The 17,085-nt window shown below is 56.3% G+C and carries 19 protein-coding genes and 1 pseudogene; 4 read left to right on the top strand and 16 right to left on the bottom strand.

Annotated features, from left to right (window positions below; translation table 11 throughout):
* Positions 1-299: hypothetical protein (locus R6V78_RS17290; protein WP_410290630.1), on the bottom strand; the 299-nt coding region annotated here is incomplete at its 3' end.
* A gap of 323 nt (positions 300-622) precedes the next feature.
* On the opposite strand from R6V78_RS17290, the gene R6V78_RS17285 reads away from it, so the two are divergent.
* The 4 genes from R6V78_RS17285 (at position 623) to R6V78_RS17270 (ending at position 4,883) form a co-directional block, all read left to right on the top strand.
* Complete coding sequence (locus R6V78_RS17285; protein WP_410290629.1) at positions 623-1,684, top strand: sensor histidine kinase; 1,062 nt, start codon at positions 623-625, stop codon at positions 1,682-1,684.
* Between the two features lie 217 nt (positions 1,685-1,901).
* Positions 1,902-3,035 (top strand): response regulator, encoded by a 1,134-nt coding sequence (locus R6V78_RS17280; protein ID WP_410290628.1) that lies wholly within the window; start codon positions 1,902-1,904, stop codon positions 3,033-3,035.
* 42 nt (positions 3,036-3,077) lie between these two features.
* A complete protein-coding gene (locus tag R6V78_RS17275; protein WP_410290627.1) occupies positions 3,078-3,752 on the top strand; it encodes a hypothetical protein in 675 nt (224 codons plus the stop codon).
* A 39-nt stretch (positions 3,753-3,791) separates the two neighbouring features.
* Positions 3,792-4,883: a sensor histidine kinase gene (locus tag R6V78_RS17270; protein ID WP_410290626.1), complete on the top strand. Its 1,092-nt coding sequence runs from the start codon at positions 3,792-3,794 to the stop codon at positions 4,881-4,883.
* A 122-nt stretch (positions 4,884-5,005) separates the two neighbouring features.
* Here the strand turns inward: R6V78_RS17270 and R6V78_RS17265 are convergent, their stop codons facing one another.
* From R6V78_RS17265 to R6V78_RS17195, 15 genes and pseudogenes are all read right to left on the bottom strand, one after another.
* Complete coding sequence (locus R6V78_RS17265) at positions 5,006-6,025, bottom strand: HD domain-containing phosphohydrolase (protein ID WP_410290625.1); 1,020 nt, start codon at positions 6,023-6,025, stop codon at positions 5,006-5,008.
* 77 nt (positions 6,026-6,102) lie between these two features.
* Positions 6,103-7,194 carry an ACR3 family arsenite efflux transporter gene (gene arsB / locus R6V78_RS17260; RefSeq protein ID WP_410290624.1) on the bottom strand — a complete coding sequence of 364 codons (1,092 nt, stop codon included), beginning with the start codon at positions 7,192-7,194 and terminating at the stop codon, positions 6,103-6,105.
* 168 nt (positions 7,195-7,362) lie between these two features.
* Positions 7,363-7,809, bottom strand: a complete 447-nt coding sequence (locus tag R6V78_RS17255) for an arsenate reductase ArsC (RefSeq protein WP_410290623.1) — start codon at positions 7,807-7,809, stop codon at positions 7,363-7,365.
* 227 nt (positions 7,810-8,036) lie between these two features.
* Positions 8,037-9,179, bottom strand: a complete 1,143-nt coding sequence (gene cfa / locus R6V78_RS17250; protein WP_410290622.1) for a cyclopropane fatty acyl phospholipid synthase — start codon at positions 9,177-9,179, stop codon at positions 8,037-8,039.
* Positions 9,139-10,431, bottom strand: coding sequence for a hypothetical protein (locus R6V78_RS17245; protein WP_410290621.1), 1,293 nt, complete (start codon positions 10,429-10,431; stop codon positions 9,139-9,141). The genes cfa and R6V78_RS17245 overlap by 41 nt, the downstream gene beginning before the upstream one ends.
* A 244-nt stretch (positions 10,432-10,675) precedes the next feature.
* Complete coding sequence (locus R6V78_RS17240; RefSeq protein WP_410290620.1) at positions 10,676-11,272, bottom strand: DsbA family protein; 597 nt, start codon at positions 11,270-11,272, stop codon at positions 10,676-10,678.
* A gap of 44 nt (positions 11,273-11,316) precedes the next feature.
* Positions 11,317-12,834 carry a cation diffusion facilitator family transporter gene (locus tag R6V78_RS17235; protein WP_410290619.1) on the bottom strand — a complete coding sequence of 506 codons (1,518 nt, stop codon included), beginning with the start codon at positions 12,832-12,834 and terminating at the stop codon, positions 11,317-11,319.
* A gap of 4 nt (positions 12,835-12,838) precedes the next feature.
* The gene (locus tag R6V78_RS17230; RefSeq protein WP_410290618.1) at positions 12,839-13,327 is read right to left on the bottom strand and encodes a rhodanese-like domain-containing protein; all 489 of its coding nucleotides are present in this window, start codon (positions 13,325-13,327) and stop codon (positions 12,839-12,841) included.
* Positions 13,328-13,351: 24 nt separating this feature from the next.
* Positions 13,352-13,684 (bottom strand): hypothetical protein, encoded by a 333-nt coding sequence (locus R6V78_RS17225; protein WP_410290617.1) that lies wholly within the window; start codon positions 13,682-13,684, stop codon positions 13,352-13,354.
* A 50-nt stretch (positions 13,685-13,734) separates the two neighbouring features.
* Positions 13,735-14,157, bottom strand: a complete 423-nt coding sequence (locus R6V78_RS17220; RefSeq protein ID WP_410290616.1) for a thioredoxin family protein — start codon at positions 14,155-14,157, stop codon at positions 13,735-13,737.
* A gap of 157 nt (positions 14,158-14,314) precedes the next feature.
* A complete protein-coding gene (locus R6V78_RS17215) occupies positions 14,315-14,545 on the bottom strand; it encodes a thioredoxin family protein (protein ID WP_410290615.1) in 231 nt (76 codons plus the stop codon).
* Between the two features lie 14 nt (positions 14,546-14,559).
* Positions 14,560-14,733, bottom strand: a pseudogene (locus tag R6V78_RS17210) (permease); the annotation flags it as partial.
* Positions 14,734-14,971: 238 nt separating this feature from the next.
* Positions 14,972-15,319 (bottom strand): ArsR/SmtB family transcription factor, encoded by a 348-nt coding sequence (locus R6V78_RS17205; protein ID WP_410290614.1) that lies wholly within the window; start codon positions 15,317-15,319, stop codon positions 14,972-14,974.
* A gap of 61 nt (positions 15,320-15,380) precedes the next feature.
* Complete coding sequence (locus tag R6V78_RS17200; RefSeq protein ID WP_410290613.1) at positions 15,381-16,565, bottom strand: M24 family metallopeptidase; 1,185 nt, start codon at positions 16,563-16,565, stop codon at positions 15,381-15,383.
* A gap of 79 nt (positions 16,566-16,644) precedes the next feature.
* Positions 16,645-17,085: phage terminase large subunit (locus R6V78_RS17195; protein WP_410290612.1), on the bottom strand; the 441-nt coding region annotated here is incomplete at its 5' end.

Raw genomic sequence — 17,085 nt, 5'->3', positions numbered from 1 at the left:
GCAAGGCCGACATCTTCATCCAGACAGGCCTCGACCTCGAGATCGGCTGGGCCCCACGGCTCCAGGCGACCGCCAGGAACCCCCGCGTCCTCCTCGGGGGCGCAGGATTCCTCGATGCGTCCCGCTTCATCACTCCCCTCGAGGCGCCGGCGGGGATCGTGGACCGGACCCTCGGAGACGTCCACCCCCTCGGGAACCCCCACTACCTCCTCGACCCCCTCAACGGCCTGAAGGTGGCCCCCGCGATTGATGATGTGGTAAAATGCGCCTGGAAATCCTACGCGCAACGGTCTGGCCATGATAGGAACCTTTGGGAAGGGTGAAACCACCTGACAGCCTATCCGCCCTGATCGGGTATCTGTAATCTGAATCTGCCAAACCTGTCAATAATGAATAATTAAGATGCGACCCCTTTGGTTCGACCCCTTTGGTTCCCGATTGTCAGCTGCTATCGAGCGGCGGTCAAGCGGCACTTCTGCCGGAACCGGCGCTGGCAAAGTTTTTTTCTTGACAAAGAACGCGCCTTTTCCAATACACTGGCCTTCTAACGAGGTGGCTCCTGGCGTTAAATCGATCCACTTTATCGAGAAGGGAGTGTTTTGAAAGACCTGGTGCAACGACCATGGTAAAGGCAGCTGGGAAATCACTGCTCAAGCAGGATTCGCTGGAGCGGGTCCTTTTCAATGTTATGGAGTGTCTCGACATTGGCATTGTTTTGTTGGACTTGTCTGAAAATCGAGTCGTTTATCGGAATTCCTGCGCCGTGGCGCTGCTCAAGGATGAGGTGGATCTTCGGGAGTGCAAAGCGATCTGTCGCTTGCTGCTGCCTATGGAGGCGGGACGTCCCAGGATCGACGGGCTCGATGGGCAGCAGGTCTCACGATTTGGCAACCGCCTGGTTGGGTATTCGGTCTCTGTGATGGCCGATCGCACCTGCTGTATTCAGCTGCGCGATATCACCGAAAAGACGCGCCTCATGTCCATTGCCGAAGCGGTCAATACCATGGACAATATCGGCTACATTTTCTCCGGCATCCGTCATGAAATCGGCAACCCTATCAATTCCATCAAAATGACGATGAGTGTGCTGCGGCGTAATTTGAAAAATTTTTCTCTTGACGCGGTGCAGGAATATATCGACCGCACCATGGGAGAAATCGGCCGACTGGAATACCTGCTGAAGTCGCTGAAGAATTTCAGTATGTTTGAAAACCTTGAAATCAAGGCCATTGACCTGCGCGCCTTTATTGAAACGTTTACCCAGCTGGCCCAGCCCGGATTGGAAAAGGAAGGCATTCGCCTGCAAGCCGACCTGCCTGCGGGTTCGGTGATGGCCCTGGCCGATGCCCGCGCCCTTCAACAGGTGATGCTCAACCTGTTGACCAATGCCACCGACTCTCTGGCGGGTCGTGATGACCCCCGTGTGGAGATTGACCTGAAGCTGCGCCCCGATTTTGCCTGGATCCGGGTGTTGGACAACGGCTGCGGGATTTCCAAGAAAGACCAGCAGCATCTCTTCAAGCCTTTTTACACCACCAAGTCCTCAGGTACCGGGCTCGGTCTGGTGATTACTCGCAAGCTGCTGGTGCAGATGAACTGCAGAATCGAGATCGACAGTGACGAAGATGTCGGAACGACCGCCGGCATCTCGTTGCCAAGGCCCAAGGCGCATGGCAATGCCTGAAAACCGGCCGACGATCCTCATCGCCGCACCTACTCCCCCCCTGGGATAAGCGTTCATTCGGAAGCGTTCAAAATGGACCAGTGGCCCATACTGAACCGTCAATTTTTTGGCGAACCAACACCAGTTCACCCCCATTTCAATCGTAAAAGACAGGAATTATAGTTAATAAAATTTTTGGCACACCCATTGCTGTAGATTGCTCTTAAAGGGGCGTGCCATGCAAAACATTCTGATCGTTGATGATGAAAAGCCTTTCTTGACCAGTCTAAAGGACGGTTTACGCGAGCATGCCGATAGCTTTCAGGTATTCACCGCCGAACATGGCGGCGAAGCGGTTTCGATTCTGCAGAACCAGCCCATCGATCTTCTGGTCACCGACCTAAAGATGCCGGTGATGGATGGCTTTGAATTGCTGGGCTACATGAGCCGCCACCATCCGGAACTGCCGATTATCGTCATGACTGCTTTCGGCACCCAGGAGATTGAGGATCGGCTTAAAAAGGCCGGAAATTATCATTACGTTGAAAAACCCCTTGATATCGACAACCTGGCGGTTGCCATTTACAAGGCCCTTGGCGATGCGTCTCGCAGCTTCATCCGCGGCATCAATCTGGCGACGTTTCTACAGCTGGTGCAGCTGGAAAACAAGACCTGCACGCTGAAAATCAAGTCTAAAAGCGGTCGGGGTGTTCTCCACATCAAAAAGGGTGAGCTCTACGCCGCGCAAACGGAAACCGCCAGCGGTGAGAAAGCTGTCTGCGAGATCGTCTGCTGGGACGATCCCGAAATCGATATGGAACCCATCTGCCGCTGCAAGGAGCGGGAGATCGAGGCATCTATTGAATACATTCTTCTGGAGGCATTTCGCATGGAAGACGAGCGACGGGATGCACTGACGAACGACACCACGCTTGAACCGCAGGACCTCAAGCGCAGCACGCCCCAGGCAGCGGGTTTGCACGACGATGCGCAACCGGCGGCGGGACGCCCCGAGATCCGTCCCGCCGTCCAGACCAGGCCGGCTAGCGGCATTCAGACCAAACTGAGCGACTATCTTCAAAAGCTCTCCGCCGTCAAGGCCTATGCCCTGTTTGACGAGCGCGATCATTTACTTGTTTCCGCTCCCAAGACGGCCGACTTCGGCGAACTGGCGCCCTCTTTATATTTGCAGGCCGCTCAGAGCGCCGGAGAGGCGCTGGGTCAGACGCTGCGATTCATGGAACTGAAGCCAGACCAGGGACTGCGTCGGGTTCTTTTTAAAATCAACCGCCTGCAGGTGTGTGTAACCCTGGCCGGAGGGGCCCGCATCGATCAATTCATGGCGCGCTTTGCAGCGGCACAGAAAGGGTAGTGCTGCCTTGCCGCTTGCAATCACCTATTGAAGGAAACGAAAATGGTCATGCATGGGGTCATCAACGAACTGAAAATGGTATCGGGCGTCTTCGGCGGTTTTTTTTTCCATCGCAAAAGCGGTCTTCTCGTTTCTGACGTGCCGCCGATGTTCAAGGAGCCGAGGCTGAACGAAATCGGGCGCCAACTCGGCAGGATCGCTGCCGCGCGCCACTTGAATTTTCCCGACATCCTCGACATCAACCTCTATTTTGACGAGACCGTTCTGGCTGCCCGCGTTGTCCAGGAAAAGCTCAACCTGATCCTGGTCTGCGAGCCGTCGGTGAACACCGGCATGCTCTCCATGGCCATGCGCATTGCTCTGGATGAGCAAATGGGTGAATTGGAGAGCCTGGCCGACCGGCTGGAAAAAGGGGACGCAGCGGTTGTCGATGTGCCGCTCAGTCCAGAGGAGGCGATCAAGGGGCCATTGCGATTGCCTTTGGAGTCGATTGAACAGCTTCTCGCCGGGCTGATGGGGCCGATGGCCGAGTTGATTTTTGAGGAAACCCTGGAGAAATGGGTAGCGGCAGGGAATGTGGGTCTGCAACGATTGCCGCAGCTGATCGAGATGCTTGGCGAGGAAATGGGGGATGAGGCCAAGGCTTCGGCGTTGAAAAAGGGCTTCGACGGCCTCTCCGCCCAACCGGACGCCACGGGAAACGGCGTTCTTTTCTGATCAATCATGCCAACCCCCTAATCGGGCAAGGAGGAACTCGTGCAAAAAAAGATGGTCTTCGGTATTTTTACAAAAATTTTGCTGGCGATGCTGGTGGTTTCGATTCTGCCGGTACTGGGTGTTTGGTTTCTCAACTACCAGGCAACCCTTAAAAATAGCAGTCAGCAGGTGGAGGAGCGGCTGTCCGCCTCTGCGCGAAGCCTTGCTGGGGAAGTCGATGGCTGGCTGGAGATGAACCAGAAAATGTTGCTGCAAAACGCCTCCCTGAGAGACATCGGCGGAATGCAGGGCAAACTGCAAAATCCCATACTGGAATCCATCGTCAATACCTACGACTGGAACTATCTTGCTTTTACAGTCGATCCCGATGGCAACAATATCGGTCGCAACGATGGTAAGCCGTTGACTTTTTACGGTGATCGCGAGTATTTCAAACAGGTGGTCCAGGGCTTGCCCTTCGGAAAACAGGTGCTGATCGGCCGAACCTCCAAGCGGCCGGCTCTGGTCCTGTCGACCGCCATCAGGTCTGACGACGACCCGCAACTCAAAGGGGTACTGGCCATCGCCATGACCCTGGATGACATTTCCAAGCGCGTGACCGACTCCCGCATCGGTGAGACCGGTTTTGCTTTTCTTCTCGACGAAACCGGGCTGGTAATTGCACACGCCTCGGATGAGTATACCAGCACCCGCAAAGACCTTAGTGCACATCCCGCCTTCCAGGCCTCTGTCGCCGGCATGAACCAGGTGGTGTTCGACGACGAAAGTGGCGGCAAGGCGATCGCTTTCACCCATCGCACCCAGGAGGGGTGGTTGGTGGTGGCCCAGCAGCCTTATGCGGAAGCCTATGCGGTCCTCGCCAGTCTGAACCGTACGGCCGCCTTGCTGCTTCTCGGCGCCATGACCCTGGGGATTGTGGTGGCGGTGCTGTTTTCCGGGCAATTATCCCGCCCCATCTGTGAACTGACCCGGGTCGCTGACAATTTGAGCAAGGGTAAGCTCGATGTCGTCATTTCCGGACAAAACCGGGGAGACGAGATCGGGGCTCTGGCCCAAGCCATCGAGCGCCTGGGAAGCAGCATCAAGTACGCCATGGAACGCATGCGCAAGGCCAGGCAGAACGCCGCCTGAGGTTGGCGGTAGCGGTGGGCCGCAAAGATCCTTCTGTCGTGCGGCCCGCCGCTGGTGTCAACTAGTTCGAATGAGCAGGTTCAGGTCAGACCGCGGATATCATAGCAAAAAGTTCCTTGCATTCAACCAATCGCTCTGTCGGCCGCCTCGATTTTTTGGTCCGACCAACCCAAATCCACCCTCCCCGTTGACACGACGTGCACACAGGCATCAACGACCGCCTCGTCGAACTGCTTGCCTCGGTTGGATTTCAATTCCGCCAGCGCCGCTTCAATTCCCACCGACTGGCGATATGGGCGAAAGCAGGTGATGGCATCCACCACATCGGCCACGGCGAGGATGCGGGCTTCGAGCAGGATCGCCTCGCCCTTGAGCCCCCGGGGATAACCCGAACCGTCCATGCGTTCGTGATGCTGGTAAATGGTTTGCGCTATGGGCCAGGGAAAATCGATATCTTTCAGGATGTCGTAGGCGGCCTGGGGATGGAATCGGATGATGGCCATTTCAGGCTCGGACATTTCGCCCGACTTGTTCAGGATGGCCGCCGGAACGAGGATTTTGCCCAGGTCGTGGATGGCGGCGGCCATGCGCAATCCCTGGGTGCGTTCCCAGGAGAACCCCATTTCTTCCGCAATCGCCCGGCACAGTTTGGTTACCCGTCGCTGATGGCCGGCCGTGTAAGGATACCGTTTTTCGATGGTCATGGACATGGCCTGGATCACGCCGCCCATGGCTTTACGAAACCGCTCCCGGCTTTCGTAAAGCGGGGTCATGTCGCTGACAATTTCGATCATGCCCGCCAGGGCGCCGTCGGGCGAGCGGTAGGCGCGGGCGGTCACGATGCCGGGCGCACTGCGGCCACAGGCGCAGTGTTTATCGGCTTCATAGCGCAGGTTTTCCACACCCTCCTTGATGCGGTTCATGGGGCAGGCCGGGGTCCGGCAAAAATTGCCCGGGAATACATCGTGGCATTTTTTTCCAATCGCCTGTGAGCGTTCAATCCCCGACAGGCGCGTGAAGGCGCCATTCACCAGTCGGACGGTACAATCGGTGTCGATTACCATCACCGCGTCGGGCAGGGCCTCGAGCACCTGCATCAAATCCAGATCCGCACCTTGAACGGGAAAATCATTCCACTTCATGCTGGTCGCACCTTTCTTTGGTTTGTACGCGTCCACCTGTGATTCGGTCTTTCACCGTCTGGATTGAGCCTTCCAGTTTATGGCTTGCAGGTCACGTGACAGACCCCGGTGGGCGTTTTCACCGCATAGGGAAAATACTTGCGCTTCAACCACAGGGCCACGTTGACCAGGCTGATCAGCACCGGCACCTCCACCAGGGGCCCGATCACCGCGGCAAAGGCTTCCCCGGAGTTGATCCCGAACACGGCCACGGCCACGGCGATGGCCAGTTCGAAGTTGTTGGAGGCGGCCGTAAAGGATAAAGTGGTGGTCTGTTCGTAGGTGGCCCCCAATTTCATGGACATGAAAAAGCTGATCAGGAACATGACCAGAAAATAGATGCACAGGGGGATGGCGATGCGCACCACGTCCAGGGGCAGCTTGACGATGTATTCGCCTTTCAAGGAAAACATGACCAGGATGGTGAACAGCAGGGCGATCAGCGTCAGGGGGCTGATTTTGGGAATGAAGCGCTCATTATACCACCGTTCTCCCTTGGCCTTTAAGCCGATGATGCGGGTGATCAAACCGGCGATAAACGGAATGCCCAGGTAGATGAAGACGCTTTCGGCAATCTGCCCGATGGTGATGGCCACGGTCGCGCCTTCCAGTCCGAACCATCCCGGCAGGATGGTGATGAAGAACCAGGCATAGACCGAAAAAAACAGCACCTGGAAGATGGAGTTGAAGGCCACCAGGCCGGCGCAGTATTCGGCGTCGCCCTTGGCCAGGTCATTCCAAACCAAGACCATGGCGATGCAGCGCGCCAGGCCGATCATGATCAACCCAACCATGTATTCGTGATGACCTGAAAGAAACGTAATGGCCAGCAGAAACATCAGGATCGGGCCAATGATCCAGTTCTGGACCAGCGACAGGCCGAGAATCTTCACATCCTGAAAGACAAACCCCAGTTTTTCGTAGCGCACTTTGGCCAGCGGCGGATACATCATCAAGATCAAGCCCACCGCAATGGGAATGTTGGTGGTGCCCACCTGGAAAATATTGATGAAATCCCGTACACCGGGATACAGGTAACCCCCGAACACCCCGACGCCCATGGCCAGAAAGATCCACAGGGTGAGAAAGCGGTCTAAAAAACTCAAGTTCTTGATGGTCGCATCGGGCATCTTTGATCCTTTCATGGCGTGACGGAATTGGTCTGCCGGATATGTTTTCCGGATTGATCTGCGACATGGTAAAGCCTCTTTAATTCGGGATGGGCAATAACCGCATGTTTTTCTACTCCCTGGGTCACCGGCCAAAAAAGACAGCCGATTGAACGCATTCAGTCTGGCTTATTCGTTTGTCGATTTGCCGAGCATGTCAGGCAGCCCCTCAACATACGCCCTGATTTCATCGCGCACCCGGCGGTAGTGGCTAATGGCTTCCTCCTCGGTTTGGGCATTTTTTGCCAGGGCCGGGGGATCGTCAAACCCGGCATGCATCCTTTTGGCTTGGCCGGAAAACATGGGGCAGGTCTCATTGGCATGGTCACACAGGGTGATCACGCAGTCAAAGGGCTGCTCCGGCAGGTCGGCAACTATTTTGGAAACATGGCGGCTGATGTCCACCCCGGCCTCGGCCATGACCCGAACCGCCAGCGGATTGAGCCCGTGCTTTTCAATGCCGGCCGAGTGCGCTTCGAGGGTATCCTGCTTTAATGCGTTTGCCCAACCCTCGGCCATCTGACTGCGGCATGAGTTGCCGGTACACAAAAAAAGTATTTTCATTTTTTTGTCCATGTCCATCCTCATTTTGCACTTTTTATTCAAATCAGATACATTCATTTCAGTCTTTACATTCCTTCCGTTCCTTTTGTTGCTGACTCAAGGCCTCCGGGGCACAGGCGATAATCGTTTCCAGGAGCGCCCGATCCATATTGATTTCCGGGGAATCCGACAATGATTCGAGCAGCCATTCGCGCAGCAGTTCAGGAAAAGGTTCGCCAAGCCGATAATAAACCCACCTTTTACAGCCTGCAAAAAGGCTGTGCCGCGCCAAGGCCAAACGGGGTCATGACGATCTGCCACACCTGAATGGTGCGCGCCCGGAAGGCCCCGGCGCAGGAGAGCAGGTAATATTCCCACATCCGCTTGAATCGCTCGTCATAGTGTGATTTCAGCCGCAGCCAGGCCGCCTGGAAGTTGGCATTCCAGGCCACAAGGGTGCGGTCGTAGTGGGGCCCTAAATTGTGACAGTCTTCGATAACAAAAAGTCCTTCGACCGCCTGGGCGATCTGAGCGGCGCTGGGCAGCATGCCGTTGGGGAAAATGTAGCGGTTGATCCAGGGGTCGCAGCCACTGCGCGAGGTGTTGCCGCCGATGGTGTGCAGCAGGAAAATCCCGTCGTCTTTCAGGCAGCGGCGGACCGTCTTCATGAAGGCGCGGTAATTTTTTTGGCCCACATGCTCGAACATCCCCACGGAAACGATCTTATCGAAGCGGCCGTTAATGGCGCGGTAATCGCAGTCTTCAAACCGCACGGGCAGATCCCGGCAAAAGTCCCTGGCATACCGCAACTGTTCCCTGGAAATATTCACGGCGGTCACCTTGCAGCCGAAATGCTCTGCGGCGTAGCGCGCCAGGCCGCCCCAGCCGCACCCGATGTCCAGAAGATGGTCCGAGGGGCTCAGGTTCAATTTCCGGCAGATCAGTTCCAGCTTGTTCTGCTGGGCTCGGTCCAGATCGTCCGTATCCTGGAAATAGCCGCAACTGTACTGCCGGTATTGATCTAGAAAGGCAAAGAACAGATCGTTGCCCAGGTCGTAGTGGCGCTGGGCGATGATGCGGGCGCGGCTGCTGGATTGTAGATTAAAGAGGATCGCCGGCAGCAGCCGAACCAGGTACTTGACGTTTCCCCGGATCTTGTCTTCCAGTCCGCCGAGCTGCAACCGGCAGACCGTCTCGTCTATCTGTGCGCAGTCCCACCAACCGTCCATATAAGACTCGCCCAATCCCAGGTTTTTATTCCGGACTACATGGCTGTACCAGCGCTGGTCATGCACCTGAAGGTCCCAGGGGGCCGGGCCGTCGATCTCGATACCGACCTCCTTCAACAACATGCGGATGGCTTCAGCGGTCACCAGTCGTCTCCACTCGGCCAGGACGGTCATATATGTCCGCCGACAGGTTTTCAGAAGAACTGCATTGACGCGAACAACCGGTGTTCAGACAAAAAGCGCATAACAGTCCACCGTCGATGTCGTTGCCGAAAAGTGCGTATTTGGCGCTGGCAACGGTTTCGGGCAGGTAGCGTCCGTACATCTTGATCGGTAGTTCAGCCACATCGACAGTCGGCGACGCGGCCAGCGTCAGCAGGTATTCGATCAGGTAGGCGGCGTTCTGGGCGATGGGACCGCTGTAATTCTGACGCTGTCGCAGGCGCAGTACCCGAAGCTCGTGCATGGAACGGCCGAATTCCGATTCCATGAGTTCGTCGTAGGTGGTCAGGATCAGTTCCATTCGCACGGTGCGGCTGCCCTGGGAGAGGTAATCGATAAATCCGTGCCTTGCAACATCCGGGTCCAGCCCGCGCCGCCGGGCGACAGACCAGTCAAAGCACTGCAGGTGCACGGCCAACTCAACCGGTGCCGGCAGTTCGATTTCCACCAGCAGGTTCACCGCATTGTAATCGCCGGTGTGCCGCTCGGTCTCCAGGAGGGAGATCCCCGACGCTTGCTGTAATAACGCCGGCACCTGTTCGATCAACTCCGGTTCGCCGATGATCTTGAAGCCGAGCAGATCGTTGAGGATCAAAGCTTCGCGGGGGATGTGCACCTTGTGGTCTCGAAAACGGCGGGCCACCGCTGTTTCAGCCGTGGCAAAATCGTTTTGCATTTCACGCTCGGAGCTGACCAGGTCGGATAGCAGCACGCCGGCCGCTGCTGCCCTTTTCCCCGCAACATGCCTGGCTTCGGCCTGGATCGCACGGAATAGGGCATCCACCAGTCGAAAGGATACTTTTTCCGCTACCCGGGACAGCCGTTTGATCCGTCCGATGGCAACCAGCTTCGAATCCGCTGTCGTAACCAGCAGGGCGTCGATGGGCAGGCGCGGGAAAAAATACTCCGGGTCTTCTTGAAAATGGTGAATCAGCTGTCGGGTTCGATCCCCCGGTCGGGGCAGATACTGAATCAAGCGACGGCGCAACGACTGTTTTTGCCGGATTCTTTCGGTCTGCAACGGACCGCTGAAAAGGTTGCCCAGAAAGGCGATCACCCGATCGACAACCACCGCAGAGACGGCGCTTTCGTATAAAAATATACGGGTGATTGTTTCACCGTCTTCCGGTGCCAAATCATCATTGAGCCAGCGAAACGTCAGATCGAAGAGTTCTTCCCGATGGGTCATGGTGGTGAGGTACATTTTCCCATCCTTTTCAGTGTGACGTCAGCAATTGGGCTTGACCATGCGTGTTTTCCGGTCCGCTCGCTAACCCCGCCGCAAGCAGCGGGGAATGCTTTCGCTATCGCGGTTCAAAGATGCTTTCATCCAGTGCGGCTTCCGGTCCCTGAAAGGGTTGATCCGCCAAGCACCAAAAGGGTGCCCATATAAAGCGCAAGGCGACTATCCAGGCCAGGTGGTTTCTTGCCATGTGGGCGCCTTTTTTTCAGTCGTTGGACGAATTTAAAGACAAGCCCGCGAGCAACTGGTCAATCCCGGTTGAAATGTCCCGGCCACCGGAATAGGTAATCATTTCCCGTCCGGGTTGTTTGACGGCGCAGGTCGGTGTGCTTGTCACCGCAAAGCGCTTGATCAACGCCAACCACTCGTTGAATATGGGTTTGACGTCCAAGCGTGCAAGCGTGATTTGGTTTTCCTTGAGTTTCTGGATCAACGCCCATTCTGAATCGACCGCCTTGCTCTGGGCGATATCAAACAGCTTGCGCCGGACAGTCAATTTTTGGGTGAAACTGTCCGCGGCATTGGCCGCATAGAGAAAGTATCTTGAGAAAAGTGGTGTCATCTCATGGATGGGCATGTCCACGAGGGTTATTTTTGCGCCCGACTGGTGGAGTTTCGTCAGGGCCTCTTCCAGATACGGTTCAATCTTCTGACAGGGGGGGCAAAAGTAATCCGAAAAAATAATAATCTCGATCGGACCATAGCCATCAGAAAAAATGTTTGCAGGGGCTTCAGCCGGGAAAGCGAAGCGTGGAAACATTCCCAGGCATATTATGCCCAGAATCAAGACTGTCTTTCGCAATGGATGACCTTCCTTGTGGTTGAAGATTGCCGACACGGCAGTGTTTACTCACGATAAGACGCCTGCGAATCCTTGGGCCGGAAAATAAAGACCCACGACATCAGAACCAGTGCTACGACCAGAAAGCCCACATCCCGGAGCACGGTCCAGAGACCGGCCGGACCGCGTGTCGATTCCGTTGAAAAACAGCCGCAGTGGATGTCCAGCCCCCGCAACCGGTTGAAAACCAGGGCGCCGATAAAAACGGCCAGCAGTCCGCTGCTCAAAGCTGTCGCCCCCGGCAGCCAGACGCCTGCGATCAGGCACAGCCCCAGCAGCAGTTCCAGCCAGGGCAGTGTCAGCGCCGCCAGGTTGACGGCCGCCCCCGGCAGAATCTGATAGTTGTACACCACCTGGGCAAAGGCCTGGGGATGAAGGATCTTGTCGTAGCTGGCATACAAAAATACAACCCCCAAAAGCAGGCGCAGGGTGTGGAATACGACCGGCTGGATCCGGGAAGCGGTTTCATCGACAAATGGTTTTTGGTTGCCCCCGCCTTCCGATGCAGGCCTTTTGTCACCGTTGCATGCCAATTCGCACAAAAGGGCGCCGTGTCCGCAGTCTGAGGTTTCAAATTGAAGTACCGGGTGATCGATACGAAAGCGGTGAAGCAACTCATTCTTGATGCGTTCGGCCAGTTGTCCGGTGCGGCTGACCGGCTGGTCGGGCACCACCACGTGGCAGGAAAAAGCGGTGCTGGAGGAAGAGACCTGCCAGGCATGCAGATAATGCACACCCAAAATTCCCGGAAGGCGGCACAGATAGTCACGAACCTTTTCAAGTCTGAGATGGCCGGGCGTGGCATTCATCAGCACGGCGGTGGATTCCTTGAGCAGCCCCCATCCGTTTTTGAGGATAAAGACCACGATGACCACCGAAAGCACTGGATCGAGCCAGTACCAGGGAAAGTAGAGCAACAGCAGGCCATTGATCAGGACCGCCACCGAGGTGAGCAGATCACCAAGCATGTGCAGAAAAGCGCCGCGCATGTTCAGGCTGTGGGCCGCGTCGCGGTGCAGCAGCCAGGCCGAAAGGCCGTTGCCGACCACACCGACACCGGCCAGGATGATCACGATGAAACCATCGACCGCCTGGGGATGGCGAAAACGCTCGATGGCGTGGTAGAGGATGACCCCGGAGGCCCCGGCCAGCAGCACCACGTTGATCAGGGCGGCCATGATTTCAGCCCGTCGGTAGCCGAAGGTGTTGGATGTGGTGGCGCCCCTGCGGCCGATGCGAAAGGCAGCGTAGGAAATCAAAATCGCCGTGAAATCACTGAAGTTGTGCATGGCATCCGAGATCAGGGCCACGCTGTTGGCCAGCAGGCCGCCGATGATCTGGGCCACGGGAATAAGCAGGTTGAGCGCCAGGGCGGCCAGCAGGCGGGGGCCGCTGGTATCCTCCAACGCAGCGCCGTGATGATGACCGCTGCAACGGTGTTGATTTGCTTCTTCCAAGACTTCAATAGACGGACAACAGCTGTCCATGTGAGCGGGTTCTACCGGGTGTTCTTGCTTGCTCATGGTGTCATTCCCCCATATCCGTCGGCAGGCCGTCCTGCCGCCACACGGTCCAGCCGTTGACCAATACGCGCACATCGGCAAAACCCATCTCTTTCAGAAAGAGGGTCAGTTCGTGGCTCAGATCGCAGCTCTCTCCGTCGCAGTAGGTGATGATCGTCTTCGGGCCGTCCAGCCGGCCGGCCAGTTCCATAAAATAGCGGTCCACCTCCTGCCATGGGAGGTTGAGTGCACCGCGGATGTGCCCTTGGGCATACTGGTCGTGGGGCCGCGCATCCAGGAATAGGGCCGTTTCCTGCCGGAACAGCCGCTCGGCCTCGTCGAGGCCAACAACCAGACTGACTCCCGCGGCGTCGGCAAAGCGTGCATCCACCGACCAGTCTCCGACAAGCACAATGCCGTCGGTACGCAAGTGATTGACGCCGATCGCGATCAGCGCGGCCGCGATGATCAGCAGCGGAAGTTGCCATGCGGTTTGTTTAAGCCTTTCTTGCACCGTCGTTGATCCTTTTGAGCACCATCAGATACCCATGTTAAACGGAGCGATGCCCACCAGCACCTGCCACCAGGCGCCCACATCGCCGAGCATGCGGCCCAGCAGGGCGCACACGACACCCACGACGGCGATGGTGATGAAAAAGTCCCAGGGAGAAGGCGCCGGCACACCAGGCGGCTCTGCGGGGGTTGACAACGGTCTGCAGGCCGCCCGCGTAGGCCACGATAGCGGAATGGCGGCCAGGCGGCAGGGAGAAAATAGCACACTGACCATGCCCCAGGCAAAGGCGCCGGCCATAGCAAAGGCCGATCCGGCGGTCATCCACTGGTTCACGGTGAGCAAAAAATGATCGAACATATACGAACCGGCTCCTTTTAACGTTCAGGTTAACGGACCTGCCTTTGCGTTCAGGACACCCCGAGTCGGGTCAGTACGCCCACGATCCGCTTTTTGTCCATGAACCCGACATTGCGGTGAACCTCTTTTCCACCGGCATCGTAAAAAATCTGCGTAGGGATGGCCCGGATACCATATTTCTTAGCCTGATCCGGATTTTTCCACACATCGATGAAGATGATATCGGCCTTGCCCGCGTACTCTGTTTTCAGCTCCGCGATAATGGGCGCCATCATCTTACAGGGAACGCACTCGGTGGCCCCCAGGTCGATCATGGTCACTTTTCCGATTGCCGCATTGGCGGTTGGTGGTATCGAAGGTGCAGCGGTTTCGCTCTGGGTTTTAAAAAATTGGAGCCGAACAGCACCAAATATCGCCAAAGCGGCGATCACGCCCAGTCCTGCGGCTGCCAATCGTTTTTGGTTCGCCCTCATTTGTGAACTCCTATTGCTGCGATGGGTTTATTGACCTCGAATTGTGCAAAAAAACCCACTGGCCGAAGTTGTTTTGGTTCATTATCTGATTTTGCCTGAGGTCACCTGTAGCCTCACGAAAGGACAGGCTTTCAGCCGGCCGCGTTGCGTTAACCGGTTACTTGATCCATACCAATACTTCCTCTTTTTTGGGAATCTTGCCCACCGATTTCACCTGGCCGTCAATGACCACGGCCGGGGTACCGAACACACCGTAACCGGCGATTTCCATGATATCGGTAACTTTTTCAACCGTGGCCACGACGCCGCTTTCGGCAATGGCATCCTTGACGATTTTTTCCGTTTGCTGACATTTCGGACAGCCTGGTCCCAATACTTTGATGTCCATCTTCTTCTCCTTGGTTAAATGTTCAGGGCCGCGGTCGCTTTGGCGGCCTCTTCCTTCCTGAACATCAGATGCATGCACAGGCCGATGACCACACTGAAAATGACTGCTCCCACGGCCCGTGCGGCACCGATCTCCGGCCCCAGGATGCGGGCGGTCAGAATGATGGCCAGCACATTGATGGCTGGACCCGAGTAAAGGAATCAATGCCAGCGGTCTCCAGATTCCGTTCCAGTCAATCAAGCTGGGTTCTGGCTGTTCGGGTGTATGCGTTGAGGTGCCCACGGCCTTGTCTGGATTAGTCATTGCCAGTGTTTCGCTCATGATGCCTTTTATGTCTAATTCCCCATGCAGCGTGATTGCTGAGGGGTTGGTGATTGGCTTTGATACCATATATCGAGATGTAACGATATATAAGAACCCCAAAAATTAATTTTTATTCAAAATGACAAAACGGTCTATCCGGTTTATCGAACCTACCAGCCGGCTGATATCCGACTCGTCGTTCAGCCAGTGCCGCAGGTTGCCCAACAGAGACGCCGCGTATGGGCTTTGCCTGCCATTGGCCAGGTTGTAATTAACCCATAACCCGTCCTTGTGGGATTCCACCAGCCCAGCCTCTTCCAGCGTTTTTAAATGCTTGCTGGTTGTGGACTGGGCGGCGTCCAGAGCGGTCTGAAGTTCACAGACACACATCACCCGCTTTTCAAGGATCTTGAGTATTTTGACGCGCGTGGGGTCGGAAAGCGCCTTCATGACTCTTATGAATTCCTTCATCGCATTCTCCATATCTAATTTTTGGAATGTAATGGTTGGGTTCAGATATGTCAAGCCCGGATCAGCGTTTGATAAAAAGCTGCTGGGGAAAGTCGATGAATTGTTCACACCCGCTGTCGGTGATCAACACCGGTTCGCTGCATTCAAAGCCGTAACTGTCCAACCAGATACCCGGCATGAAGTGGATGGTCATACCCGGTGCCAGCACGGTTTTATCCCCGGGCCGCAGGCTGATCGTATGTTCGCCCCAGTCGGGCACATAATTCAGTCCGTAAGAGTAGCCGACCCGCGAGGGTTTAACCACACCCGTGTGGGCGATTGCCGCCCGCCAGCGCGCCTCCACCTCCTCGGCGGTCACACCCGGACCCATGAAGCGCAGAGTTTCCTGAAGGCCGGTCACGACACCGTCGGCGGTTTTCATCAGGTCGGCGGGGGGATCGCCGAGGAAAATCGTGCGCGACAGGGGCGCATGATAGTGGTGCCGGGCTCCTGCGAGTTCCAGCAGGACCACATCACCCCGGCGGTACTGCCGGTCAGGATCATAGGTCAAATGGGCGGTTGAGGTGCGTTGCGCCGAGGGCATGATCGGGAAAATGGCCGGTGGCGAACCACCGAATCCATCGGTCCCGGCAATCTGCGCGGCCGACACCTTGGCCGCTGCATCCTTTTCCCATGCAGCTGGGGAAATGGCGTCAATGGCTGTCTGCATGACCTTCTCGCAGATCCGCGACGCCTGCCGCATATAGGCGATCTCCGGCTCGGATTTGATGCTTTTGACCCAGTTGACCAGATTGGTGGCATCCATCAATGCGGCCCGGGGTAGTTCTTCCTTAAGGGTAAGATACATCCGGGCACTGAACCAGTAGCCGTCCATTTCCACACCGAGGGTTTTATCAGCCATTTTCCGATCGCGCAGCAGTTCTGCCACATAACGCATGGTGTGGGTGTAGCGCGATTGGACGTACTCGTCCGGATAGCCGAAGATGCAGTCGTCGGGCAGCCAGGTGGTGATCCGGGCGCCGTTGGCATCCTGCTGCCGGCCGAACCAGATCGGATGCGCGTCGGCAAGGGACAGGATTATCCCTTGGTGTACGTAAAAGGACCATCCGTCGTAGCCGGTCAGATAATTCATGTTGGCCGGATCGACCACCAGCATCGCTTCCATGCCACGCCGATCCATCATTTCCTTGGCACGCCGGATCCGGCGGTCGTACTCGCTTTGGGGGAAAATCAATTTTTTCTCCATGTTCCGTTCTCCGAGCCATCGTCAACGATAGTCGCCGGCGGAGGCAAAACGCTGGCCTTGAGGGTTAGCGTGCGGTCAATCAGCAGCCCGCGATACAATCGATCTCCACATCCAACCCGGCATCCAGTCCTTTTACCGCCATTGCGATGCGGGCAGGCGGATCATGTGGAAAAAATTTCCGGTAAACCGTGTTCATCTCTTGTTTGTGCATCAGCCCTTCCAGGTACTTGATGTAGCCTTCGTCCAGGAATTTGTTGTCTTTGTAGTTGGCGGGGATGAAGATGGTGTCGCTTTCGCTTTTGCTGCGCCAGGGCAGGACAAAGCGGCGCTTAAACCAGGCATGGCCCACCCCGCCGGGATTGGTAGACAGGTACATGCGCGGCCGCCAGCCCGGTTTTGAGGAGCGCAGCGAACCGCGAATCTTGGTCACTTTGATTTCGCTCAGCTGCGTCGCTTCTTCGATGACGATGATGTCGTATTCCAGGCCGAGGTATTTGTCGATGTCGCTCTCGTTCTGGAA

This window comes from Desulfosarcina sp., from assembly GCF_046496365.1.
Taxonomy (GTDB): domain Bacteria; phylum Desulfobacterota; class Desulfobacteria; order Desulfobacterales; family Desulfosarcinaceae; genus Desulfosarcina.
Note: the sequence above shows the minus strand (reverse complement) of the source record. Positions and strands in the feature narration are given on the sequence as shown.